The organism is Thermostichus sp. OS-CIW-32 (assembly GCF_054060415.1).
Window position 1 is genome coordinate 432,911 of sequence record NZ_JBSSDD010000002.1, and the last position, 24,100, is coordinate 457,010.

25 protein-coding genes, 1 tRNA gene, 1 pseudogene and 1 riboswitch are annotated in these 24,100 nt (G+C 58.7%); of the genes and pseudogenes, 11 read left to right on the plus strand and 16 right to left on the minus strand.

Features of this window, described 5'->3' with window-relative positions; all coding sequences use genetic code 11:
* Positions 1-83 precede the first annotated feature (83 nt).
* From ACVWY8_RS04675 to trpC, 5 genes are all read right to left on the minus strand, one after another.
* Positions 84-1,127, minus strand: a complete 1,044-nt coding sequence (locus tag ACVWY8_RS04675) for a sirohydrochlorin chelatase (protein WP_457393300.1) — start codon at positions 1,125-1,127, stop codon at positions 84-86.
* A gap of 30 nt (positions 1,128-1,157) precedes the next feature.
* A riboswitch (cobalamin riboswitch) is annotated at positions 1,158-1,293 on the minus strand.
* Between the two features lie 98 nt (positions 1,294-1,391).
* Positions 1,392-3,707, minus strand: a complete 2,316-nt coding sequence (locus ACVWY8_RS04680; protein ID WP_457392798.1) for a heavy metal translocating P-type ATPase — start codon at positions 3,705-3,707, stop codon at positions 1,392-1,394.
* Between the two features lie 121 nt (positions 3,708-3,828).
* A complete protein-coding gene (locus ACVWY8_RS04685) occupies positions 3,829-4,023 on the minus strand; it encodes a heavy-metal-associated domain-containing protein (RefSeq protein WP_099813329.1) in 195 nt (64 codons plus the stop codon).
* Positions 4,024-4,082: 59 nt separating this feature from the next.
* Positions 4,083-4,322 (minus strand): DUF5340 domain-containing protein, encoded by a 240-nt coding sequence (locus ACVWY8_RS04690; RefSeq protein ID WP_457392796.1) that lies wholly within the window; start codon positions 4,320-4,322, stop codon positions 4,083-4,085.
* Between the two features lie 63 nt (positions 4,323-4,385).
* Positions 4,386-5,306: an indole-3-glycerol phosphate synthase TrpC gene (gene trpC, locus ACVWY8_RS04695; protein WP_457392793.1), complete on the minus strand. Its 921-nt coding sequence runs from the start codon at positions 5,304-5,306 to the stop codon at positions 4,386-4,388.
* A gap of 263 nt (positions 5,307-5,569) precedes the next feature.
* Between trpC and hmpF the strand changes: the two genes are divergently transcribed.
* From hmpF to fabD, 4 genes are all read left to right on the plus strand, one after another.
* Positions 5,570-7,297 (plus strand): pilus motility taxis protein HmpF, encoded by a 1,728-nt coding sequence (gene hmpF / locus ACVWY8_RS04700; RefSeq protein WP_457392790.1) that lies wholly within the window; start codon positions 5,570-5,572, stop codon positions 7,295-7,297.
* 208 nt (positions 7,298-7,505) lie between these two features.
* Positions 7,506-8,630, plus strand: a complete 1,125-nt coding sequence (plsX, locus tag ACVWY8_RS04705; RefSeq protein ID WP_457392787.1) for a phosphate acyltransferase PlsX — start codon at positions 7,506-7,508, stop codon at positions 8,628-8,630.
* Positions 8,617-9,618, plus strand: coding sequence for a beta-ketoacyl-ACP synthase III (locus ACVWY8_RS04710; RefSeq protein ID WP_414331554.1), 1,002 nt, complete (start codon positions 8,617-8,619; stop codon positions 9,616-9,618). The genes plsX and ACVWY8_RS04710 overlap by 14 nt, the downstream gene beginning before the upstream one ends.
* Positions 9,619-9,622: 4 nt before the next feature.
* A complete protein-coding gene (gene fabD / locus ACVWY8_RS04715) occupies positions 9,623-10,489 on the plus strand; it encodes an ACP S-malonyltransferase (protein ID WP_457392785.1) in 867 nt (288 codons plus the stop codon).
* Positions 10,490-10,510: 21 nt separating this feature from the next.
* Here the strand turns inward: fabD and ACVWY8_RS04720 are convergent, their stop codons facing one another.
* Complete coding sequence (locus ACVWY8_RS04720; protein ID WP_457392783.1) at positions 10,511-12,049, minus strand: glycoside hydrolase family 3 protein; 1,539 nt, start codon at positions 12,047-12,049, stop codon at positions 10,511-10,513.
* 562 nt (positions 12,050-12,611) lie between these two features.
* Between ACVWY8_RS04720 and ACVWY8_RS04725 the strand changes: the two genes are divergently transcribed.
* Positions 12,612-13,511, plus strand: a complete 900-nt coding sequence (locus ACVWY8_RS04725; RefSeq protein WP_457392781.1) for a hypothetical protein — start codon at positions 12,612-12,614, stop codon at positions 13,509-13,511.
* A 35-nt stretch (positions 13,512-13,546) separates the two neighbouring features.
* Here ACVWY8_RS04725 and ACVWY8_RS04730 read toward each other — a convergent pair whose 3' ends face one another.
* The 6 genes from ACVWY8_RS04730 to ACVWY8_RS04755 form a co-directional block, all read right to left on the minus strand.
* A complete protein-coding gene (locus ACVWY8_RS04730; RefSeq protein ID WP_457396856.1) occupies positions 13,547-14,806 on the minus strand; it encodes a class I SAM-dependent methyltransferase in 1,260 nt (419 codons plus the stop codon).
* Positions 14,807-14,813: 7 nt separating this feature from the next.
* Positions 14,814-14,987 (minus strand): hypothetical protein, encoded by a 174-nt coding sequence (locus ACVWY8_RS04735; protein ID WP_414331502.1) that lies wholly within the window; start codon positions 14,985-14,987, stop codon positions 14,814-14,816.
* A gap of 47 nt (positions 14,988-15,034) precedes the next feature.
* Complete coding sequence (locus ACVWY8_RS04740) at positions 15,035-15,586, minus strand: NAD(P)H-quinone oxidoreductase subunit J (protein WP_457392777.1); 552 nt, start codon at positions 15,584-15,586, stop codon at positions 15,035-15,037.
* Position 15,587: 1 nt separating this feature from the next.
* The gene (locus tag ACVWY8_RS04745; RefSeq protein WP_457384275.1) at positions 15,588-16,322 is read right to left on the minus strand and encodes an NADH dehydrogenase subunit K; all 735 of its coding nucleotides are present in this window, start codon (positions 16,320-16,322) and stop codon (positions 15,588-15,590) included.
* Positions 16,319-16,681: a photosynthetic/respiratory NAD(P)H-quinone oxidoreductase subunit C gene (ndhC, locus tag ACVWY8_RS04750; RefSeq protein ID WP_414331498.1), complete on the minus strand. Its 363-nt coding sequence runs from the start codon at positions 16,679-16,681 to the stop codon at positions 16,319-16,321. The genes ACVWY8_RS04745 and ndhC overlap by 4 nt, the downstream gene beginning before the upstream one ends.
* A 100-nt stretch (positions 16,682-16,781) precedes the next feature.
* Positions 16,782-17,030: a hypothetical protein gene (locus tag ACVWY8_RS04755; protein WP_011433899.1), complete on the minus strand. Its 249-nt coding sequence runs from the start codon at positions 17,028-17,030 to the stop codon at positions 16,782-16,784.
* A gap of 403 nt (positions 17,031-17,433) precedes the next feature.
* On the opposite strand from ACVWY8_RS04755, the gene ACVWY8_RS04760 reads away from it, so the two are divergent.
* From ACVWY8_RS04760 to ACVWY8_RS04770, 3 genes are all read left to right on the plus strand, one after another.
* A complete protein-coding gene (locus ACVWY8_RS04760; RefSeq protein ID WP_414342003.1) occupies positions 17,434-18,093 on the plus strand; it encodes an XRE family transcriptional regulator in 660 nt (219 codons plus the stop codon).
* A 151-nt stretch (positions 18,094-18,244) separates the two neighbouring features.
* Positions 18,245-19,072 carry an OmpA family protein gene (locus ACVWY8_RS04765; RefSeq protein ID WP_414332690.1) on the plus strand — a complete coding sequence of 276 codons (828 nt, stop codon included), beginning with the start codon at positions 18,245-18,247 and terminating at the stop codon, positions 19,070-19,072.
* Between the two features lie 119 nt (positions 19,073-19,191).
* Positions 19,192-19,704, plus strand: coding sequence for an ATP-binding protein (locus ACVWY8_RS04770; protein ID WP_414421911.1), 513 nt, complete (start codon positions 19,192-19,194; stop codon positions 19,702-19,704).
* Here the strand turns inward: ACVWY8_RS04770 and ACVWY8_RS04775 are convergent.
* Entirely contained in the window at positions 19,681-20,811 is a 1,131-nt protein-coding gene (locus tag ACVWY8_RS04775) for a geranylgeranyl reductase family protein (protein WP_457392774.1), read from the minus strand. The two genes, ACVWY8_RS04770 and ACVWY8_RS04775, sit on opposite strands and share 24 nt — an antisense overlap.
* A gap of 275 nt (positions 20,812-21,086) precedes the next feature.
* Here ACVWY8_RS04775 and ACVWY8_RS04780 point away from each other — a divergent pair, with 275 nt between their 5' ends.
* The 3 genes from ACVWY8_RS04780 (at position 21,087) to ACVWY8_RS04790 (ending at position 22,135) form a co-directional block, all read left to right on the plus strand.
* A complete protein-coding gene (locus ACVWY8_RS04780; protein ID WP_414331197.1) occupies positions 21,087-21,242 on the plus strand; it encodes a hypothetical protein in 156 nt (51 codons plus the stop codon).
* Between the two features lie 111 nt (positions 21,243-21,353).
* On the plus strand, positions 21,354-21,641 hold the full coding sequence (locus ACVWY8_RS04785; protein ID WP_011433893.1) for a hypothetical protein: 288 nt from the start codon (positions 21,354-21,356) through the stop codon (positions 21,639-21,641).
* Positions 21,642-21,823: 182 nt separating this feature from the next.
* Entirely contained in the window at positions 21,824-22,135 is a 312-nt protein-coding gene (locus ACVWY8_RS04790) for a hypothetical protein (protein ID WP_414331199.1), read from the plus strand.
* 91 nt (positions 22,136-22,226) lie between these two features.
* Here the strand turns inward: ACVWY8_RS04790 and ACVWY8_RS04795 are convergent.
* The 3 genes and pseudogenes from ACVWY8_RS04795 to ACVWY8_RS04805 form a co-directional block, all read right to left on the minus strand.
* Positions 22,227-22,410: pseudogene (locus tag ACVWY8_RS04795) on the minus strand (hypothetical protein); the annotation flags it as partial.
* Positions 22,411-22,637: 227 nt separating this feature from the next.
* A tRNA-Ser gene (locus ACVWY8_RS04800) sits at positions 22,638-22,728 on the minus strand.
* A 156-nt stretch (positions 22,729-22,884) separates the two neighbouring features.
* A complete protein-coding gene (locus ACVWY8_RS04805; RefSeq protein ID WP_011433891.1) occupies positions 22,885-23,433 on the minus strand; it encodes a hypothetical protein in 549 nt (182 codons plus the stop codon).
* Positions 23,434-24,100: the final 667 nt, after the last annotated feature.

Genomic DNA, 24,100 nt, shown 5'->3' on the forward strand with positions numbered 1-24,100 from the left:
CACAACCGCTAGAGCGGGAAAACCAGGTTCAAAAATGGCCTGTCTGCACTCAGTTTATCCCGCCAGCAGCCTCTGTTTCCCTCTCAGGGCACCTGCCATGCCCGTTGGTGGTAGCCCTCTAATTGGGCCCAGGGATCCCCAGCCGCTGCGTGGGTGTGGCCGTGCTGAGGGTGAGGGTGGGAATGAGGATGGTGATGGGATCCGTGCCCGTGATGGTGGTCATGAGGCTCGTGAGGGTGGTGATGGCTGGATCCAGCTCTGACCTCTGCGCTCACGGCCAGGCGAAACTTGCACAGGTGGCAGTTCATTTGGGTTTGGCCCTGTAGGGCTTCCTGCTCCAGTTGCTGCAGGCTGTGCAGCACCGTATCCACAAGGCCCAATTCCGGCAGCATCAGCCAGTCGATTTCCGGCTGTCGTTGTCGTTGTTTCTCCACTGCCGCCTCGATTTTTTTCACCAACACCCCCGTAAACAGAAAGTAGGGCAGCACGATCACCCGGCGCGGATGCCAGGACAAGGCCCGCTCCAATCCCACGGGCAGGCGGGGATGGGTAATGCCGATAAAGCAAGTTTCCACAGCGGCAAACCCAGATCCTTCCCAAAGCAGCCGAGCCAGTTTACAGGCTTCGGCATTGGCCTCGGGATCGCTGGAGCCGCGACCCACAAATAGGAGCACGGTTTCTGCCTCTGGGATCCGCCGCGGTTGGGCAGCTATCAGAGCAGCCAATCGGTCTCGCAGCAGTTGCAGGATCTCGATGCGGATCCCCAGCGGCCCACCGTAACGAATGCGCAACTGGGGATAGAGGGCCTGCAGGCGATCCAGTTCCATCGTCACATCGAACTTGTTGTGGCGGGCCCCAAACAGCAACAGCGGCAGGGCCACGATCTCCTGCCACCCTTGGGCCAAGCACTGCTCTACCCCCTGGGCAATGGTTGGCTGGGTCAGCTCCAGAAAGCAGGGGATCACCGGTCGATGGGGGGTGAGAGCTTGGTAAGCCTGGGCTAGCTCCAGAAAGGCTTGCTGCCCTTGGGGGTCGCGGGATCCGTGGCCGATGAGCAACAGGGGCAGGGGGACAACAGGAGACTGCCCAACCGCAAGCGGAGGGGAAACACTGAGGGTATTCAACACAAAAAACTCCGTTCCTTGTGAATCGCAAGGGGTACAGGACAACGGCAGGTGGGTGTTCTGGCTGAGGGAGGGATCCCATCACAGTTGCGTCACAGTGGCGGACTTGCACCGCGCTTTCCCCAGTCTGCCTGAGCCTTTTAGGTTAGCTTGCCTCTTGCCATTCACCAAGCTCCCGGGGGGGATGTTCTTGTCTGCCAGAAGATAGCCCCGAGACATGAGCGGTCCAGCAGGCTCATCCTCAAAGGAAGGGTTGGGGGTGAGGGCCTAACGCCGGCCTGCCGGTCTGTGGGCTCGAAAGTGTCGCAGGCGCAGGGCATTGGCGACCACCGAAACGGAACTCAGGGCCATGGCTGCCCCCGCCAGCATAGGGTTGAGCAACCAGCCTGTAAAGGGATAGAGCGCCCCAGCGGCAATCGGGATCCCCAGCGTGTTGTAGATAAAGGCGAAGAGGAGGTTCTGGCGGATGTTGTTGAGGGTGGCCCGGCTGAGTTGAATGGCTGTGGCGACTCCCCGCAGATCCCCCGACATGAGGGTAATATCGCTGGCGGCCATCGCCACATCCGTACCTGTACCAATGGCGATCCCCACATCGGCTTCTGCCAGAGCCGGAGCATCGTTAATGCCATCTCCCACCATCGCCACCCGCCGTCGCGGTTGTCTTAGGCTGCGTATGTAAGCTGCCTTCTGATCCGGACGGACTTGGGCAATTACCCGCTGAATGCCTGCTTGCCGAGCAACCGCTTGGGCCGTGGTGGGGTTATCCCCGGTTAGCAGGATCACCTCTAGACCCATCTGTTGCAGCTGTTGCACTGCCTCAGGAGAGGTGGGTTTGAGCGGATCGGCAATGGCCAACAGCCCCACCAGGCTCTGGGATTGGGCTACGCCGATCACCGTTTTGCCCTGGCTTTCCCAATTCTGAACCCGCTCTGACCAAGAGGGATCCCAGGGGATCCCCATCTCCTGTAGCCAGCTCAGTCGACCGATGCGGATCCACTGGTCTTCCACCCAGGCTTCTGCCCCACTGCCTATCCTTGCCTGAAAATGCTGGGCAGGAGGGATGGCAATTTTTTCCGCTTCGGCTTTCTGCACCACCGCCTGGGCCAAAGGATGTTCCGAGTGCCGCTCCACTGCCGCTGCCAGGCGCAACACCGTCAGGGGAGAGGAGCCATTAGCCCAAATATCGGTGACGGTAGGGCGACCTTCGGTCAGGGTGCCGGTTTTGTCCAAGACCACCGTGCGCAAGTGGTGGGCCAATTCCAGGCTGTCGGCACTTTTCACCAGGATCCCCAATTCTGCCCCTCGTCCCGTGGCCACCAGGATCGAGGTGGGGGTTGCCAACCCCAGCGCACAAGGGCAGGCGATGATCAGCACCCCAATCGTGTTCACCAAGGCCAGTGTCGGGTTATCGGCCAGCACCCACCAGAGCACAAAAGTTAGAACTGCCACCCCAATCACCGCCGGCACAAACCAGGAGGTGACCCGATCCGCCAACTGTTGAATTGGGGCTTTGGATCCCTGAGCTTCCTGCACCAGGCGCACGATCTGGGCCAGAACTGTGTCTTTGCCCACCCGCCGCGCTTCCATCACAAAGCTGCCCGTCCGATTCAGCGTTGCCCCAATCACCTCATCCCCCGCCGATTTGACAACAGGCAGGCTCTCGCCGGTCACCATCGACTCGTCGAGGGTGGAGGATCCCTCTAGGATTACCCCATCCACCGGCACCTTCTCACCGGGGCGCACCCGGATCCAATCCCCCACCTGCACCTCCCGAATGGGGACATCCTGCTCCACCCCCTGGCGGATTACCCTCGCCGTTTTCGGTTGCAGCCCGATCAGCTTGCGAATGGCCTCAGAGGTTTGCCTTTTGGCCCGTTGCTCCATCCACTTGCCCACCAGGATCAAGGTGGTGACCACCGCCGACACTTCGTAATACACATCGGGATGCAGTCCCTGCCGATGGAAAGAGTCGGGGAAAACCGTTGGGAAAATGGAATAGAAGAAAGCCGCGCTCGTCCCTAAGACCACCAGCGTGTTCATATCCGCCGAGCGCCGTTGCCAAGCGGCCCAAGCGCCTCGATAAAAATGCTTGCCCACCCAAAACTGCACCGGAGCCGTCAGCAGCAACTGCAACCCAGGATTGTGCAGCCACATGGGAAAGCCCGGGATGTCCATCCCCAGCATCATCGGCAGGGATCCGATCACCAGCACCGTGCTGATGCCCACCCCTATCGCCACCTTGAGCTTCAGTTCCCGTTCTGCGGCCCGTTGGGCGATCCGCTCTGGATCCGACAGATCGTCCAGCTGCCAATCCTCCTGGATAAGGCGCGCCCGATACCCCGCCCGCTCCACCGCCCGAATCAGCGCCTGCGGATCCACCAGCCTGGGATCCCCTTTGACGGTGGCCTGCTCGCTGGCAAAATTCACGGATCCGGAGGATACTCCCTGCACCTGAGCGAGGGCCTGTTCGATGCTGCGGGCGCAGGAGGCACAGCTCATCCCTTGCAGGGCCAACTGCCAAGTGCCCTCAGGAGAAGGCGCAGAGGCCGATAATGCAGCCGATGACTTTTCAGGGGCAGGCATGGCAACACCTTGTTGATAAAGTTGATGCAATAACGGCTACTCCCCATCCTCGAAAGGGTGAAGGCAGCCATCTGTACAGGAATTCAAAACAGACGCCCGACCGTTCCCGGCCCAAAATTGACTAGGCCGGGGGATATCCCACCTGGGTGAGGGCCTGCCGCAAATCGCCCACAGGCCGCTCAGAAGTAATCCGCACCTGTTTGGTTTTGGGATCCCCTTCCACCTGCGCCTGGGGATCCAGTTGCCGCACCGCTTGCGCAATGGTGTCTATACAGGCCCCACAGGCCAGCTTGGGCACCGTCAAAACAACCTGCATCTTGGAAAACCCCCCCAATGCCACTGAAAGGATGCTAAACCTTACAGTGGGCTGGAAGGTCAAGAGGGAGGCTGAGGCTCGTCCATATTCCAGCGGTAGTCCACCTGATAGCCCCGCTGTCGCCACTCTTCCTCCAGTTGCACCTGTTGGGTGAGGGCTTTGCGCAGAGAGTTGATCAGCTCTTGCGTGCGGCCTCGGTTGCCAAAATCCTGTTCTTCCACTGCCGGAAAGGTTTGCCGCTCCAACACCTGCAGCAGAAATTCGTAGTGGATATGAGCCGGCACAGGAATACGTTTCATCGATCCAAGCAATCCTTAGAGATCAATTGTTCTCGCAGAGATCCATTGATAAATGGTTTTCATTCACTGAGATGACAACAGGTGGCGCACAGCTTGGCCGGGATCCGGCTGGGTCACCAGCGCTTCCCCCACCAGCACAGAGCGCACCCCCCAGGCCCGCAACTGCTGCAGATCGGCGGGGGTATGGATGCCGGACTCGCTGACAATGGGCAGCTCGCCGAGGAGATCCGAGTGGGCGGCCAACAGGTTGCGCGTTGTGTTTAAGTCCACCGCAAAGGTTCTCAGATCGCGATTGTTGATGCCAATGAGCACCTGCCCCCTGGAGTCTTGCAGTTGGGGCAAACGCAACACCCGCTGCAACTCTTGGGAGGTGTGCACCTCCAGCAGAGCCGCCATGCCCAATTGCCGAATCAGCTTGAGAAAGTAGCCCAAATCCGCATCGGAGAGAATGGCGGCAATCAAGAGCACCGCATCTGCCCCCAGGCTGCGGGCCCAGAGGATTTGGTAGGGGTAGAGGATGAACTCCTTGCAGAGGATGGGGATCCCTACTGCCTGACGGATCCGGCGCAGATACTCGCCGCTGCCCTGAAAGAACCGCTCATCTGTGAGCACCGAGAGGCAACTGGCCCCACCGGCTTCATAGCTCTGGGCAATGGCTACCGGGTCAAAGGGATCCCGCAGAACGCCGCGGCTGGGAGAGGCTTTTTTGACCTCGGCAATCACAGAGATAGGGTGAGGCGACTGGGTGAGGGCCGCCACAAAATCCCGCACCGGCGGAGCCTGATCCAGTTGCCGTTGCAATTCCTTGAGGGGAAGCTGCTCCCGTTGCCGCTCCACCTCCTGCTCTTTATGCCAGACGATCGCTTCCAAGATGTGGCGCGGTTTGGCTTCCGGCGCTGTTGTCTGGTACACCTGAGAGGCTACGACCACCGGCGGGGCAGGAGAACGCCGACGAACAGAAAGCGGCTCACCTTGCAGCTCCATACAACCCCCGAACACAACTCTACACCACACCCTAGACTACTTTAGTGCTCCGCCACCGGTTTGAATAGCTACCCCAGGCATCCCCAAAACTCATCTGGCGAAGGCGTTTTTTTTACCCTATGGTTGAGTCTAGAAAGGTGGTGTAGTCTTTATGCGCCTCGGCGAGCCATGTTCTGGCGGCCGTCCATTTTTCCCCGGCCAGGGGCAGTGGCTCGGTGGGGTCAAGGCTGGTGCTGTCCATGCTGTTTTAGAGGAGTTCAGGCGTGCTGTACCTAGCAGAGCTATCCAAGCCGATTGGATTTGCCAAGTCGTCTCTGCAATTGCTGGCCAAGCAGCAGCAGGACAATACCTGGGTGGCCGTGAACGAAGAATCCATTACCTTGGAAGGCCGCATCGCCCAGGAGGCTGGGCGCTTCAAGGATGGGTCATTGGTGCTGGCGGAAATCTCCGGCAACCGTCAGGTCGCCCGCATCAGCGAAGCCGCTCGCCAACTGGTGACCTATCTGCAAAACTTCAGCCAACTTCAGCTCAGAGCCCGCAGCCAGGAGGAGGAGATCGAGGTTTGGAAACAGTCCCTCACCTTTCAGGCGCATGAGCTTACCCGCCGCGAGATGGAGCTAGCAGCTCAAGAAGAAGAGGTGCAGCGGCTGTATGAGCAATACAAGAGTGTAGAGGAAGATCGCAAACTCCTGGACAGCCTCAAAGAGGAACTGGCAGCCCAGCAGGCTTACTTGGCTGAACAACAGCGGCTGATCGGAGAGCAGCGGGAAGCTCTGAATCGGCAGCGGCAAGAGTTGGAAGCCCAGTTGCAAGAAGCTCGCTCCAGCCGCTTGGGGGAGGCAGAAGCAGCGCAGCTACAGGCTTTGATGCAACAGCTCCAGGAGAGTCTGCATCCGGCTGGAGATCCCTTAGCGCTTCTGCAAAGCTTGAAAAGCCACATTCAGCAGCAGCAGGAGCACTTGAATCAACAGATTGCCCAACTGGAAGCAGAACGTCAGCAGGCCCAGGCCCGGCAAGACGAGCTGGATCGAGACTACCGCGCTTGGCAAGAACGCCACACCGCTTGGTGGGGATCCCGACAATCCCTGGAGCAAAGCCAAGCAGAGTGGCAAACTCGACAGGGATCCCTGCGAGCCCATCAAGAGCACCTGCAGAGGATTCTCCAGCAGCTGCAATCTCAAGAGAGCCTATACCAGAAAGCCTCTCGTCTGGTGCAGGAGTACGACTTTATCGTCGATGGCAGCAGCAACGGCAGGGCTGGGGAGCCGGCGATCTCGGTCGAGGAGCTGGCGGCTTTGGTCAGCCAACTGCGCCGAGATTACGAGCAGCGGGCGGCCCAGGTCAGCCAGCAGCGGGCCGAACTGGAGCAAAACCGGCAAACCCTGCGGGAGCTGCAAGAGCGGCTGGCCAGCGCCTCTCCAGAGGAGCGGTTTGACATCGAGATGGATATCGACTATGCCCAGTCTGCCTGCAGTGCTTTGGAAGAAGCCCTGCTGCCTCAGGAAAAAAACCTGCAGCGAGAGTATGAAGAGTTGACCCGCCAGGAAGCCCGCCTTAGACAGCTGCAAAATCAAGCTGCTGCCCCGGTTCAGGTCGATATTGGGCCGCTCCTGGAACAGATCGGCAGCCAGAAGCAGGATCTTCTCCAAGAAAAAGGTCGTCTGCAAACCCTCATTCAACAACTGGAATCGTCCTTGCCTTCTCAGCAGGAGCAGCTCGCCCGCCAACGGCAGGAATTGGAGCAGCAGTGGCAACACCTGGAGCAAGAGGAGGGATCCCTGCGGGCGCGCGCCCAGGCCATGGCAGAAACCTGGGGTCGCCTCAATCACCTGCAGGCCACCCTCTACCCAGAGCGGGATCGGTGGGCAGCGTTGGCGGGAGAATTGGCGCAGTTGGAGACGGAGCTGGGCCAACACCAAGCCAGAAACTCCACCGCACACGCCCACGTCCAACAGGTACACTTTCTCCTGGCTACCCTCGCGCAGGCGTGAGGAAGTCCACGTTTCCTGTGGGGGGTGGGGAGAACCGGCGCAAGCGGAACTGCGGCCTTAATTGAGGAAAACAAATCTGGTAAAATTCGCTAGCACCCTGCAGCCACTGGGGCTCCCAATTCTCGGGCGAGGGGACTGCAGAGGTTAGTGCGTTTTGCCCCGCTTCTTGCTTGCAGTTGCCAAGGATATTCCAGTGTGAGGTCAGCTTGTGCGAATTGCGGTCGATGCGATGGGGGGTGACTACGCTCCCGAAGAGATCATCAAGGGCGCCCTGCTGGCCCATCGGCAGCTCCGGGTCGGGATTGCACTAGTCGGTCGTCCAGATTCCCTCAAGCCCTTTTTGCCTCAGCCCTTGCCTGCTGGGATCACCATTGTGCCTGCCGAAGAGGATGTGGGCATGGCGGAAGAGCCGCTGATGGTGCGCAAAAAGCCCAAAGCCTCCATCAACGTCTCAATGCAACAGGTGCGCTCCAACCAAGCGGATGCCGTGGTGGCCGCCGGGAATACCGGAGCAGCGATGGCTGCGGCCTACCTTCATTTGGGCCGGCTGGCAGGGATCGATCGCCCGGCCATTGGTGCTCTTCTGCCCACTTTAAGAGGCAAGCCGGTGTTGCTTTTGGATGTGGGAGCCAATGTAGATTGCCGGCCCCGCTTTTTGGAGCAGTTTGCCCGCATGGGATCCCTCTACTGCCAGTGCGTGCTGGGGATCGAGAAGCCGCGGGTGGGCCTGCTCAACATCGGCGAGGAGCCCAACAAGGGCAATGATTTGGCTCTGGCCACCCACCAGCGTCTGGCCCAGTTGCCAGGGATCCATTTCGCCGGCAATGCCGAGGGGCGGGATGTGCTGACCGGGGAGTTTGATGTGGTGGTGTGTGACGGCTTTGTGGGCAATGCCCTCCTCAAGTTTGCCGAAAGTGTTGGCCAGGTGATCACCCAGGTGCTGCGGGAGGAGCTGCCCCGCGGCTGGCGCGGCAAGTTGGGCTGCTGGCTGCTCCGGCCCAACCTCAAGCAGGTAAAGCGGCGCATGGACTACGTAGAGTATGGCGGTGCTTTGCTGCTCGGCGTCAACGGCATCTGCGTGATTACCCACGGCAGCTCCAAGGCGCCGATGGTCTACCACGCCATTCGCCTGGCCAAAGAGGCGGCAGAACAGAAAATCCTACAGCGGCTGCAGGCGGAAATGGTTGACCCTCGCGAACCTGAATCCAACCCCAGGCGGCGCACCCGGCCCCTTCAGGTCTACTCTGGCTCTGGCCCGGAAGTGTTGCCGTTGGGATCCCTGGAAAGGACTTCCTCCCGCTGTCCCGAACCCGTGGAAGATGCCCAGCCATAGCCTCCCGACCGTGCGGCTGGTGGGGGCAGGGGCTGCCCTGCCGGATCCCTGCCTGAGCAACGACGATCTCGGCCAGATCGTCGAAACTTCCGACGAATGGATCTGGCCCCGCACCGGCATTCGTCAGCGGCGCATTCTGCCCCCTGAGCTGAGCTTGGTGGATTTGGCGGTCCAGGCAGCCAAGGCCGCTTTGGCTCAGGCCGGGATCTTGCCTCAAGACCTGGATTTGATCCTGCTGGCCACTTCCACCGGTGTCGATCGGTTTGGCTCGGCCCCTCAGGTGCAGGCAGCTCTGGGAGCAACGCGGGCGGTGGCTTTTGATCTGACGGCAGCCTGCACGGGCTTTGTCTTTGCAGTGGCCACGGCAGCGCAGTTTTTGCAAACCGGGCTGTACCGGCGGGCCTTGGTGGTGGCGGCGGATGTGCTCTCCCGTACGGTGGACTGGGCAGATCGCACCACCTGTGTCTTGTTTGGAGATGGGGCTGGGGCGGTGGTTCTGGAGGCGGGGGAAACCGGCGGGATCCTCAGCATTGAGCTGCGCAGCGATGGCAGTGGCAGCCAGCTGCTCAGCTTGTCCATGGCTACAGAGGCCAAGCCCCTGGTGGGATCCCTGCAGGTGGGGCAGTATCGCTGCTGCCCCATCACCATGAATGGCCGCGAGGTGTACAAGTTTGCCGTCCAGGCGGTGCCGGAGATCATCGAGAAGGCTCTCTTTCGGGCCGGGATCCCGGCGGAAGCAGTACAGGGATATTTTATTCATCAGGCCAACCAGCGCATTCTCGATGCGGTAGCCAAGCGCCTGCAGCTGGATCCGCAGCGGGTGGCCAGCGTCTTAGAGCATTACGGCAACACCTCGGGCGCTTCGGTGCCGATTGCCTTGGCCACTTGGATCGAGCAGGGACGCTTTGGCGCCGGCGATCTGGGGGTAATGGCGGGCTTTGGTGCCGGCCTCACCTGGGGGGCGATTGTGTTTCGTTGGGGGAAGTGAATTGATGACCGTTGCCTGGATCTATCCCGGCCAGGGATCCCAAGCGGTGGGCATGGGAAGGGACTTGCGGAACTGGCAGGGAGCAGGCCAGAAGTTGGCTTTGGCCCGCCAGATGCTGGGATGGGATCCCTTAGCTCTGTCGGAAGACCAGATCCACCAGACCGGCTACACACAACCGGCTTTGTTCACCGTATCGGCCCTGTTGACGGACTATCTCTACGCCCAGGGACAGGCTCCTGCCTGCACTGCTGGCCACAGTCTGGGCGAATACAGCGCCCTCTACGCTGCCGGCGTGTTTGATTTCGAAACCGGCCTACGGCTGGTGGCGCTGCGGGGCCAACTGATGGAAGCCGCAGGGGATCCCCCGGGCAGCATGGCGGCAGTGATGGGGTTTGACCGCGACAAGCTGGAGCACCTGTGCCAGATGATCCCCGACGTCACCCTTGCCAACGACAACAGCCCGGATCAGGTGGTGATCAGCGGCTCAGTGGAGGGGGTGCGGGCCGTCTGTGAGCAGTTGCAGGCCAAGCGCACCGTTCCCCTCAAGGTGAGCGGCGCCTTTCACTCGCCCTTTATGCAGGCTGCTGCCGAGGAGTTTGCCCACACCTTGCGCGCTGTTGACTTTCAGCCGCCGCGAGTGCCCGTCTACAGCAACTGCACTGCCACCGCCAGCCGGGATCCGCAAGCCCTTAAGCAGGCGCTGCTGGCCCAGATGACTGCCCCTGTCCGCTGGCGAGAAACCGTGTTGCAGATGGCCGCCGACGGCATCCAAGAGGTGTGGGAAATCGGCCCCGGCAACGTGCTGACGGGCTTGGTGAGGCGAACGGTGCCGACCCTGACGCGGTGCAATTTCAGCAACCTCAGCAGCTAGGGGATCTGCTATGGAGCTCCGCTAACGCGACCAGGATCCCTCCAAGTGGGATCCAACCGGCAAGCGACCCTGGGCCGGGATCTGTCCCAACAACACCTGCAGCAACGCCTGTAGAGAGACGGGGGTAGTGCCGTAGCAGGCCAAGTAAACCGGGATCTGGGGCAGGGCAAAGGCGTCGTAGGGGGATCCCAAGGCCAACCCAATCACCTTTTCCGGCGGAAGGGATCCCAGTAAGTCCGCCAGCAACTCCTTCTGAAGCGGGTAACGAAACAGATCAAGGGATCCCACCAGCACTTGGTCAGCTCTTGACGCCCCTTGCAGGGTTGTTTGCAAATCCTCAGGGGTAGGCTCTGGGCTGATCTTGAGAACCTGAGCACCGGGCCAGACATTTTGGAAAAGATCCCCCAGAAGAGGCACAGGGGTAATGAGCAGCGGGTCGGGGGCCAAGGGAGGCAGGGATCCCCGTACTAGGGTGATGCTGTCTTGGGCGATTTGGCGGGCCAGTGCCCGGTGGTTTTCCAAGCCGGCAGGGGGGAAAGGGGGGCAGGGGGATCCCAGCCTGTAGCGCCGCTTCAAGGCCAAAATCCGCTCCACCGACTGATCCAACTGTTCAACCGACAAGCGCCCGGCACGGAACTCCCGCAGCAGATGGGCATAGGCTTCTTTTTGGATGGCCGGGCTAAAGCCGGGATCTGCCCCAAACACCAGCACATCGGCTCCTGCCCTAAAGGCCAGTTCTGCCGCTTCGGGAATGCCGTAGGTGCGGGCAATGGCCCCCATGGTCAGGGAATCCGTCAGGACAAGACCCTTGAAACCCAGCTTCTGCCGCAGCCAGCCCGACACCACCTCAGGGGCCAGCGTTGCCGGTTGCAAGGACTTCGTCCCGCTGTCGCCGACGGATCCCAGAGCCGGCATCACCACATGCGCCGTCATCATCGCCTCTGCCCCTGCCCGGATCAAAGCCTGAAACGGGCGCAATTCCGTGGTCTGTAGCGCCTCCAGAGGGCGATCCACCCGCGGCAACCCCAGGTGGGAATCCATATCGGTGTCCCCATGGCCGGGAAAATGTTTGGGCGTACAGAGGATCCCGGCTTGCCGATAGCCGCGCCACAGGGCGAGGCCGTAATCTGTCACCTGTTTCGGGTCTGACCCAAAGGCTCGGATGCCGATGATGGGGTTGTGGGGGTTGCTGTTCACGTCCACAACAGGGGCGAAGTTGAGGTTAAACCCCAAACTTTTCAGCTCCGTTCCCACCGCACGGGCCATAGCTTCCGCCTTTGCCAGGGATCCCGCTGCTGCCACTGCCATGGCGCTGGGGAACACCGTCACCCCCTCGGTAAGGCGCACCACCGGCCCCCCCTCTTGATCAATGGCTATCCACAGGGGGACAAGGGCTTGTGCCTGAGCCGCGGCAATGAGCTGGGCCACCTGAGGCAACGTTTGAATGTTGCCGGCAATCGAATAGAAGATCAGCCCGCCCACGTGGTAGTCCCGGATCATCTCCTCGAGAGCGGAGGAAAACTCAGCTCCCTCAAAATAAACCAGAAACAGTTGCCCCACTTTCTCCTCAAGGCTCCAAGCCCTGGGATCCACTGCGGCAGCGGGACGGGGTCCTTTCGCGTCAGCGGGACGGAGTCCTATCGAGCATGTCAAAGCAGATGTCCTTGGGCGTCGCTGCCAAGAAAGCCGGTCAGGATGAGCGTAAACTACCCGACATCAACCGCTAGGCGGTACGGAGCGGGCTTTTAGTAGCCCTGCAGTTAGCAAGCCAACCACGAGCCTCTGGGGTGGTTTACAGCACCCCCAATCGACCGTTACCAGTGCCTTAAACAACCGTTTCTGGTGTCCGCAGTATTGTTATAGCATTCCTCCCGACACCGACCCTACGGGTACAGTGCGGGGCTCCTGCAATTTCTAGCTGAAGTGGCTCTTGCAGGTTTAGAGTGGCGATTGACTTGTAGTTGTGGCCATACTGGAGGGATGGCGTAAAGAACTGTAACCTCAGCAGTACACCAGAGTCATCTTGAAGTGCAGTGAAATAGTGCAGTAAAATTGTCTCTAAGGCGTTCTTTGTTCTTTGTGTTGGTTCTAGCTCCCCTTTCTCCTTAAAAAAAGAGGAGTTGTGAGTGAGAGAAAACCTACCCAAACATTACCTATGGTCAAAACAATCTTCAAGACAATCTCCTCTTCCACCCTGGGGTCGATGATGTTGCCTTTCTCCTGCCGCCAGCTTTGGATAACTGCCTTTCCCGCGTTGGCTGGAGTTACGGTGGCTATTGGCGGCCTTGGGGCGGGAGGATCCCTGTGGCAGGCGGGAGCAGCAGGTTTGGCCACGGGGATGACGGGCTATGTGGCTTCTGCTCTATCTGGGAGCGAGGCCAAAGCCAAAATCCAGCTTCTGCAGCACCTCGAAAATCGACAGAAGCAAAACGAAATCACTCCTTCAGACCTACAGCAACTGCAAAGCGAACTGGCCAACCTGCGTGCTGCCCTTGAAGATTGGGCAAAAGTCCAGCAGAAGGGGGTGGCTGCTGCCCAACCTTATGATGAGACTCGTTCGCAAGCTCAAACTCCTCAGCTTCATTTTGAAACAGAGATCCAGATCCAATCTCAAGAAGAACGACTTCCTCAGTTACGCGCAGAAGAGCAAAGCCTGAAAGCCTCGATTGGAGATTTACAAGCCAAGAAAAAAAGGCCCATTCAGTCCCTCAAAGAGAGCATAGCCAAGGTGGAACAACTCCAATCAAAACAGAATCTCCTCAAGCAAGATATTGCCCGCCTAACCCAGGCTTGTCGGTCAACAGGCTCTAGTAACTCCATTAAACGGTCACCTATGCCCGCGAAAGGATCTTCAGACGTATCTCTTGGCTCGGCCCGCATGACCAAAACTGCCGCCGGCGTCGCATGGGCCGACAAATATGACGAAGTCTTTGCAACCCTCGAGGAGCGAATCGACAACCTGGAAGATAGCGCCAGAGCAATGGCAGAACTGGCATCGATGGAAGGCAACGGTAGCCGGTAGGGGCAGACATCCCATCCCAATAGCACCGAAACGGTTCACAGCTCTGGCTCGCCAAAGCCCCGCAGAGGGTGAGCGTGTTCTGAGGGGATCAAGCCCTTGGCCTGCACCAATACCCCAAAGCCCCCCAACCCCATGGGATCCAGCAGCGCGTGAAGAGCGGATCGCCGCCGCAAAACCTGGCCCACATCCACAGCTTCGCCGCCAACCGGGTTCCCCATTTGGCTGAGGGCGGCCAGCCGCTCGGTCAATCCCAGGTTGACCAAAAAGCTGCTTTGCCGGGTGAACCCCAGACATTTTAGCCCCAGAGATTCTCCCACTTGCTCTAGGGTGGTAAAGTCCACATGAGCGGTGAGATCCTGGGATCCCACCCGAACATAGGGGTCCGTATAGCTGCCGTGCTGTCGATAGGCCAGGAGCGTACCTTGGGCGCGGTGGGGGCTGTAGTAGCGCTGGGCGGTGTGGCCATAATCGATGGTGAGCACGTAGCCTCGCCGCAGCTTACGGGCCAGGAGCTGCAGCCACTCCAAGGCTTTTAGGTTCACCTCGGTTTGGTAACCGGACGGATAAGTTTCTACAGGGATCCCCAAGCGGGCAAAATACTCCCTCAGCTCAGGAGTGGACAGATCCCCCAGCACTTCCCGGAAGTCGGCTTCTGCAGCCTCGCTGCAATCGACATAGATTTCCCGCAAAGCCCCATCCTGTACCTGCACCCGATGCACCGGAAAAGCATCCACCAGCTCATTGGAGAAGAAACAGCCTGTGACCGACTCATCCGGGATCCCGTCCCAATCCAACCAGCGCACCTTCTCCCCAAAAGGGGCCAACCGCTCCTGCTGGAGCTGCCGCAGATGGGCAGAACGCTCCAAAATCCCATAGTCCAGCGCCTGCCAAAAAGGGGGGTTAGCAGAGCGCACGTAGGTCAGCCAATCCTGGGCCAGGCGACCGCTGCCTGCCCCCATCTCGATGACCGTGAAGGCAGAGGGGGATCCCAAAATGTGCCAGAACTGGTGGATTTGCTCCGCCAACAGTTGGGCAAAGTCCGCCGCCAGGTGGGGAGAGGTGAGGTAGTCGGGGCCAATCGGGGATCCCTGCTCGTAATAGCCCAACCCTGGCTCGTAGAGAGCCCACTCCATAAACTGGGCAAAGGTCACCGGTCCCTGAGCGCGAATGCGGCTGACAATCAACTCCCGCAACTTCTGCGTGGCCTGAGGTGTCGATAGAGAAAGACTCGGGTCGCGTAGGTGTTGCTCAGGAGCGATCACAGGTGAGGATTCCAGGGATCCAGACTCACTCAACTCAAACTTACTTGTTCAGGGGACGACGCCAATTTTGGCGAAACTGACGGTTTGAGAGCAGCAGCACCGGCCAGAGGGCCGATACCACCCACTTCCCAGATCCCGAATAGATGCGGTCCGCCTTGCGGGCCGAGTACCAAACTCCACCTGCATAGATTGCCAAGAGCAAAAAAGGCCACATCTCAACCCATCCTGTTCAACGCTGCTCACCAGGTCAGGGATCCCCAATCAGTAGGCATCCTGCAGCTCATAGAAGTCAGGCGTGATGTAGTCCTTGCGCAGGGGCCAACCTATCCAGTCTTCCGGCATTAAAATCCGCTTCAGGTTCGGGTGTCCCTCGAAAACAATGCCGTACATGTCGTAGGTTTCCCGTTCCTGCCAATCCGCCGACTTCCAAATCCAGTATACGGAAGGTAGGCGTGGATCTTGGCGAGGCAACTTCACCTGTAGCCGCACCTCCCGAGGGCGATCCGCCCCGTCTGACAGCTGGATCAGGTGGTAAAGGCTGACCAGTGGCTGCCCTGCCCCCAGGTCATATCCGCACTGACACTCCAGGTAGTTAAAGCCGTAGGCATAGAGGGCGGTACACAAGGGTAGGAGAAAGTCCCGCTCCACCTCCAACAGCTCTACCCCCGCTGCGTCTCTCCCCAAATACTGGTGCTCGAAGCCGTTGTCGGCCAGAAACTGGGAAACCGGGCCCCGCTCCAACGTCACCAAGGGTTCCGACTGCTCGCCTGCGGATGGCGGCGCTTGTTTTTCCTGGGCATTCTCCTCTGCCATCTCACACTCCTCCCTGCAAGGCTTTGAGCTGCTGTTCCGCCCGCTTAAAGTCGGCGGTTTGCAAGGCCGGGGGCACTGGCAAGCCAATGGCCGCAGCCAGCTCTGGCGGGGGAGCTTGGCGGGTCTCGCTCTCCAGATACTTGCCGGTGATGATCTCCGGCACAGGCTTGAGGTTATGCTTAACCGTGTAGTAGCGGTGGGTTTGCTGCAGACGGCCTCGTTCCCGCATGTCCTCGGCGGCGATCTTCTTGCGCAGCTTGACAATGGCATCCATGATCGCTTCTGGACGAGGAGGGCAGCCGGGAATGTACACATCCACCGGGATCAGCTTGTCCACCCCCCGCACTGCCGTGTAGGAATCGGAGCTGAACATGCCACCGCTGATGGTGCAGGCCCCCATGGCGATCACGTACTTCGGCTCAGCCATTTGCTGGTAAAGCTTGACCAACGCCGGCGCCATTTTCATGGTGACCGTACCTGCCGTGATGATCAAATCAGCCGTGCGCGGCGAAGAACGAGGCAGCAGGCCAAAGCGGTCGAAGTCGAAGCGGGATCCCAGCATGGCGGCAAACTCGATGAAGCAGCAGGCGGTGCCGTAGAGCAGCGGCCAGAGGCTGGACATCTTAGCCCAGTTGTACAGGTCGTTCACCGTCGTCAGAACGACGTTGTTGGAGAGGTCGGTAGTCACCTGGGGGGCAGCCCCCGGAAACAAGACTTGCGATTTCTCAGACGTCATGACCATTCCAATGCTCCTTTTCTCCAGGCGTACACAAGACCCACCACAAGGATGGCGATGAAAATCAGGGCCTCCACAAAGGCCAACAGCCCCAAGCGGTGAAACGCCACTGCCCAGGGATAGAGGAACACCGTCTCTACATCGAAAATGACGAAGACCAGTGCGAACATGTAGTAGCGAATGTTGAACTGGATCCAGGCTTGCCCAAACGGCTCCATGCCCGACTCGTAAGTGCTGCGCCGCAGGGATCCCCGCCGCTTTGGCGCCAAGAGTGCAGAAGCCCCCAGAGCCAAAACCGGCAGCAGAGAGCAGAGGATCAGGAAAACCAGCAAATACTCGTAGCCGGACAGAACAAACACGACGCCAGACTGCCTCAGGTGCTCAACATTTAGATACGTTTCCAGTATAGAGCCAGTCTGGGGCTCCCCTGCGCCACGGGATCTTCAGTTCTATTGATGATCATGATTGTTGGGAGCGGCGTTTTTCCAGCCAGCCCCACACTCCGCTCACCACCGCCCCGGCCATCAGGATCCCCAAAGCCGGCTGAAACAAAGGCAGCCAGAGCCGCATCCAAAGTTTGTAGCCCAGTGGGATCCCAAGAAAAGCCCCGGTTACGGAAAAGACAAACCAGACAAACCCGGCGAACACCAGAAAGACAACGGCAATCAGGAAGTTATCCAGCCAGCGCTTGAGGTCAGAGGAAACCATAGGGATTGAGGCAGAACAGCTTGAAGTAGACCCAGAGGCAATCTGGGAACCGAACCTTTTGGGCCGCTAATGCCGATATCTCAGCATCTTTCACCCAGACAGACTGCCGGAATAAGTTCAACAGACAGGGTAGCTTACCCCAGCACTTGGTGAAGATCCCACGTGCACCTTTTTGGGTAGAGTAAGCTGTGCCGGCCCGCTGCTGACCCGCTGTGAACACAACCCAAAACCACGGTAGCGCCAGTAGGATTCCCCAGCCAGCCTGCTAACAATAAGTGAGATTTCCCTTCTGCCGCTTGGTCAGCTCAGGTTGAAGATTCTCCCCAAATGGCTGCACCGGTTGTTGACTTGTCAAGATATAGTGGTAAAAATCTGCTTATACACAATATGTAGCGTTAAGCCGATGTCCATCTCCTCTGGCTCTTCTTTTGCAGACCGCTTGCGATGGGTGATTGGCGATGAAGCCGTCTATGCGTTTGGGCGACGGGCCGGAATTAGCGATACGGCCTTGCGCAGCTACCTGAAGGGATCCGTGCCCAGCATTGACAAGGCCGTGAAAATTGCCCAAGTGGGCCAGGTCAACCTCAATTGGCTGATTACAGGGGAGGGATCCCCGCAGTTGCATCCCGACGCGAAAGCAGAGTATGTGTATGTGCCTTTTGTCGATGTAGCCGCCTCTGCCGGAGCGGGGGTGTTGGTGCGCGAAGAATCGATCGAATCGGTGGTTGCTTTTGAGCGAAACTGGCTGCGGACATACTTGAAGGGAAATCCTGCCGAGCTGAGCCTGATTCGGGTGCAGGGGGATAGCATGTCTCCCACCTTGGAGGATGGCGACTGGATCTTTGTGGAGCGGCAAGAGGGTGGAGACCTGGGCTGTGAAGGCATTTACGTCTTTCAGATGGATGGAGATCTGTTGGTCAAACGGCTGCAGCGCCTGCCTGGGTCCCAGGTGAAGGTGATCAGCGACAATCCCCGCTTTCCCCCTTTTGTGGCGGATTTGGCGGATCCCATCAACGGCCTAACCCTCATAGGGCGTTATCGAGGTCGCATCAGTTTTGATTAGCCTCCCACAGCAGATGGCGGGAAGTGGCAGTTGGACCGACCGAGAATCCCCTTGGCGAGATCGGGTCGCCGGTTAGGATGGGTCTTGAGGGTTGAGTTGAGAGGAGTTCCTGCTCCTTGCCTGCGCCCATCCAGCCGGAGGTTTGCCTGCAATGGCTCGTTCGTCCCAGCTCCTAACAGTCGCTCTCCATTCCCTGAGCGGGATCCTCTTGGTCAGCAGCGGAATCTGGGTCGGGATGGTGCTTCCCCAGCAGGCCCAACCTCAGCCCCAGCCGGAGACCAACATCTCTCCCACTCAACCCGCTTCTCCCACACCACCGATCCTGCCCACCTTGGCCCCGCCCCAGGCCAATCCTCCGGTGGCCAGCCCAACAGCAGATGCAGATCCAGAGGAAAATCATGAGAGCCCCACGGATCTGGAGGCAGAGATTCGGGAGATCCGCCAGCAGGTGATCCAGCTCTTGATCAGAATTGAGGAATTGGAGTCGCGGCTGCAACGGCTGCGTTCTCAAACAGCCCCTGAGCCTGTCAGGGAATCTTCCACTGCTGCTGAGATCGCTCCAGGGGCAGAAAGCGCCTCTGCGCCCACCCCGGCTCCGACCACAACGCCGACCTCCTTTCAGGTGGGAACCCAAACCATCAGCCTGCCGGGCGATTTGCTGTTCGATTTTGACAAAGCCGAGATTCGACCTGAAGCAGCCTCGCTGTTGGCCCAGGTGGCCAAGTCCTTGGAAGCTATGCCCGGCGCCCGCGTTCAAGTGAATGGCCACACCGATAACATCGGGCCCTTAAACTACAACTTGGCTCTTTCCCTGCGCCGCGCCAATGCGGTTAAGGACTATTTGACGAAGCTGCTGCCGGAAGGCCATCCCATCAGTTGGACAACCTCTGGCTTTGGTCCCACCTTGCCCGTTGCCGATAACGACACAGAAGCCGGACGGCAGCGGAACCGCCGTGTGGATTTGGTCATCGCTCCCTAGCTGCACCCCCCAAAGTGGGGGATGACACGTTCTAGCAGGGCTCTGGTCTAGAATCTGGTAGGGTCAATCCGGCCAGGATTGATGGGCTTGAGTTCAATCCTCATCGTTGGGGTTCGGTTTTGAACGCGGCAGGGATCCCTCTGGACAAGAGGCAGACATTTGCGCTGAGGGTTGACACAACCCTGGACGCGCTTGACCAGGTTTTGACCTGGTTTGAGTCTTTCCGAAATGCGGGCATCCCGGATCCCATTTGGGCGGAATGTCAGTTGGCTTTGGTAGAGGGGTTTACCAACGCCGTTCGCCACGCCCACCGCGCTCTGCCGGAAAGTACGCCCATCGACATTGAGCTGCTGCTGATGCCGCAAGGGCTGGAGTTGCGCATCTGGGATCAGGGGCAGGAGTTTGATCTGGAGGGATTTGCTCGGAACTTGTCGGATCCCACATCGCCCAACGCCAATCTTGAGTCCGAGGGGGGACGGGGTATTTTGCTGATGAAAGCTCTCTCTACTCACCTCAGCTACAGCCGCCAAGCGGATGGTCGCAACTGCCTGGTGATCGGCAAGCGCTTCGACGATCCTGGATCTCGCCCGCGTCTGTCGGTGCCGGGCTTAGGCGAGCAGACCACCGCTTAACTTGCGAATGGCCGAGCTGGCCACATCGCTGTAGCGCAGTTCACCGGCCAAGATCTGGCCCATGCGCCGAGTGGCTCCCGGTCGTTTGACGCCCACCCTGTAGCCCACGCCCGGAAAGCGATAGAACAACGCCGCAATCCGCTTAGCCCAGCGCATTTCTGAGCCCCATTCCTGCTGCACGCGGGCAGAGTAGTTCGCCAGAGCTTCTGTATCCCCGCCTAGAGCTTGATCGATGGCCTGGGCCGCCAACATGCCGGTGAGAAGGGAAGGGCGGATCCCTTCAGCGGTAAACGGATCGATGACGCAGGCGGCATCTCCCACCAAGAGGGCATTTTGGGTGTGTAGCGGTTGATCTTCGTCCCAGAGGCAGATGGGATGGCCAAATGGCTTGACCGATTTCAAGTCCACACCAAAGCTTTGGGCATATTGGGCGGCAATTTCCCGCAGGTTTTGTTTTTCTCCACCCCGAAAGGTGCCGGCTCCAATCGAGTAGCCATCGGCCTTGGGGAAGTTCCAGATGTAGCCATTGCTCACGGCACCGAAGTCAAAATGGGCGGCTGCAGTTTGCGGCTGCGAGAGGGGCACTTCTGCTTCCAAGGCGGCAGCCAGGCGACGACGGCGTTCCTGAAAGCCCAGCCACTTGGCCATCGAGCCTTTTGCCCCATCGGCCCCAATCACGTACCGACCCCAGACCGGGCCGGCGGATGTCATCACCTGCCAGTGGTCACTTTGCCACTCAAGGCCGGAGACGGGGCATTCTGCCTGGAGCGCAGCCCCTTGCTTTTGCGCCTGCTGAATCAGGTAGTGGTCGAAAACATCCCGCCGCACCATCCAAACGGGCTCTTTCAAATCCAAATCGACCACCACCGGATCGCCGCCGCGCCAGGTGTAGCGGATTTGCCGGATCTTGAGGGAAATGGCGGGGCCAAAGTCGAAGTCAAACCAAGCCGCCACCATAGGAGAAACGCCGCCCCCACAGGGTTTGTAGCGGGGCAAGGGATCCTTTTCCAGAACCAGCACCGAGCGTCCCCGCTTGGCCAGATGGTAGGCGGCAGATCCTCCAGCAGGGCCGGCGCCGACGATGACACAGTCGTAGAGTTGCGGCATGGTTTTCGATACTCCAGGCCCCCCCATCCTGGGTTCTGCTCACCAGCTTCTAGCCTATTATGGCTACAGCGAATTGCCTGCACGTTGCTTGCCTTTTTGTCGGGAAGACCATGCGAATTCGCTGGCAGCGCCTTGCCAACCAGCCCTCAGCTTGCTACTGTGCCGCCTGCGGAAAGCGTTTTGCGGTCGGGAAGCGAGTTCGTTGCCTTTTCAACGATAGGGGTCTGAATCTCGGCCCTATTTGCCCAGCGTGCTTTGCCCTTCCCCCAGTTCAGTTGCGAGAACAGATCCACCGCTATGCCTATTTGATGCGCCTGAATCGTCTGCGGGATCCCGGCAGCCAAGACCACGCCCATCATCTGGAACAAGCGGCCCGGGAGCGCTCCATTCGTTATCCGGGCCTGTGGGGCTGGCTGCGGCAGTGGTGGTAGCGTTGGCAAGGGGATTGGGCATTCTGGAAAAGATGCAGGAAAATCAGGAGAGGTTGCCTTCGGGATCCCAGACCCGTTGGCTTGTTTGCTCTCGTTGGTTGAGGAGCCCCCATGCACGACCTGGACAGTTTGCCAGAACCAGTAGCCGATGCCTTGATCAAAAGCCTGCTTACGGACGTGGAGCGGCTGATCAACCAGCACGGACTGTCAGAGGTTCTGGTGGGGTTGGCCATGTATTGCAACGTGCAGTTCAAGGCCAAGTTCAATAAGCCCAACCGCACGGAGAAGGATGAGGAGTTGGGGTTTTATTTCCGCGACGCCGCCAAAGCTCTAGAGGTGGCTGCCAGCCTCACCTATCGCACCATCGACCGCTCTCAATCTGCCCGGCCCAGCACCTAGCCACTGGGATCCCTTTTTGGCCTCCACCCCCAAGCCCCTCTCCCAGGGGGAGAGGGGGGCAGGCATTTAACCAGCAAACTGTTTCACCGCAATGGGAAGGGAAGGAACGCGGCATCTTGGGGTGGCAAGGGATCCCCCTGGGTTTTTATGCTGGTGGGCAACAAGTTGCATTGAGGCTGAGCGTGAGAATCGTCTGGGAACGCAGCATTTACGGGGGCAATGGCCGAGTGCCCTGCATTATCTGTGGGGGATGGGCCAACCCCATCCAGAAAAAAGGGCACCAAGTGTTGCTGGCGGTGGTCTATAACGACCGCGGGCAAATCTACGGGGAAGTCTGCCGCAGTTGTCTCAGTTTGGGGGCCAAAGGCATCAAAGAGTGCCTGCAAGAGCGGATCGCCCGTTTGCGCAAGCAACTGGAAGATTTGGAAGAGCTGGAGCAGGGAGAGGTGCAACTGCCTACATTGGAGCAGGAGTTGAGCGCCTATTTGGATTGAGGACTACACCCCTCTGAAAAACTTACGAAACCCCAATAGGAGGTGACGTCTGATACATTTACGCTGAACACTGCTGAACATCACTGTTCAACTATGCAGCGACAGCATTCTGTTTGTTTCCAACCAGAATGGCGGTATCCCGCAAAGCTTTGAGTAGAATACCCAAAGCGCAGTTTCCGTGTCGTCTTACTACCAATTTTCTGCTTTGCTTTGGCTACCATGTTGGCAGACTCGAAAGTAAACAGAAAGATCAACTGGTAGTAATCCGTACTGAACATATTATACATTATTTTCAGTATAGTTGAGCTTATTATTGACTAGAGTCATGCTCTGATTTCTTCCTGCTTCCACGACCCATGACTGGTAGCGGAGTTGGCCTCTATGGTCGTTTCAGGTTAGTCTGAGACGCCCGAGCTACTGAGAAAAGCCCCGCCCTACCGCTATGGGGAAGTAAGCTAACGGCGCGCAGAGGACGTCAACAACCTTGGTCAGCAAATATGGACGGAGAGGGAGGGATTCGAACCCTCGACGGAGCTTTTGGGCCCCGTAACTTCTTAGCAGGAAGCCGCTTTCGACCACTCAGCCACCTCTCCAGGGCTAGCAGGGGCAACAAGCAGGCTGGGATCCAGCCACCAGTTCACTCATTGTAGGGGATGGGATCCCACCCGGCAACTGCTCCCTGACCCGCCCTGCAAAGACTCCGTCCCGCTATCGCGATCAGCCGGGATCCCTCCTGGGGTTGGGTGAGTCTAGCTCACCACCTGCAGGTAAATATCGAAGCTGCCGCTATTGTCGCCGTAGCTGCCCTTGGCGTCATTGATGTTGAAGGCAATATCCAGGTTGGGATCCAGATCCACCTCTTGGGGCTGCTCTGGCGAGGACTCGAAAACCTGATGGGCCACCAGTTGGGCGTTGGGTTGAAACAGCACAATCCCGTAGCGGCAGAGGCCCGGGTAGCGCCACTCCTCAGGGGTCGGGATCCCTTTGCCAAGGGGCGAGCGGATGCTGGTGGAAAACGAGAAGCCATAGCGCCAAGCCACATTCCTGGGGAAAAAGCGGATACGGCTGGCCCGCAACGGACGCCCTTGCCAGCGTAAAATGTTGCCCGCCTCTTGGTTCACCCGCAGGTCACGGAAAGCCATCCAAGCCTGTAAAGCTTCTTCTTCAGGTTGGATCCCTTCGATGGCCAGGGCCTGGCTCCAATCCAAGTCACTGCCATCGCAGGTGATCTGCCGCGGAATTTGCGCCAAATCCAGTTGTGCCAACCCCAGGGTATCAGACGCAGATTGGGTAAACATCTATCTCTGATACATTTACGCTGAACACTGCTGAACATCACTGTTCAACTATGCAGCGATAGCATTCTGTTTGTTTCCATTCGCGTTAGCGGGACGGAGTCCAAACAGAATGGCGGTATCCCGCAAAGCTTTGAGTAGAATACCCAAAGCGCAGTTTCCGTGTCGTCTTACTACCAATTTTCTGCTTTGCTTTGGCTACCATGTTGGCAGACTCGAAAGTAAACAGAAAGATCAACTGGTAGTAATCCGTACTGAACATATTATACATTATTTTCAGTATAGTTGAGCTTATTATTGACTAGAGTCATGCTCCTTTTTCCATCTGATTTTTCAAAGTGACTCCAGAAGGGATGAGCCTCTTGCTCAGAAATTGAGGAGTCACAGGGATCCCCAAGAGGAGCCTGGGGAAAGGTTGTAAGAGACCCCCATCCACATCCCTGCTGCTGGATGGAGAATGTCAGATGCACGATGACCAACGGAGTTGAAAACCTCAAGCTCTTGCCCGACCGACGAGAGACTGGGAGTTCAAGCTCCTTTAGCAGATAGATCAACGTTACTTGATGAATAAAAGCTATTCCCGAAAAGATAGCCCTTTGCAATACTTTTTTAGGGAACCTTAGAGAGTTGTTAATCCCCTGTGACTCGGCTGCGAATGAAGGCCAGAACC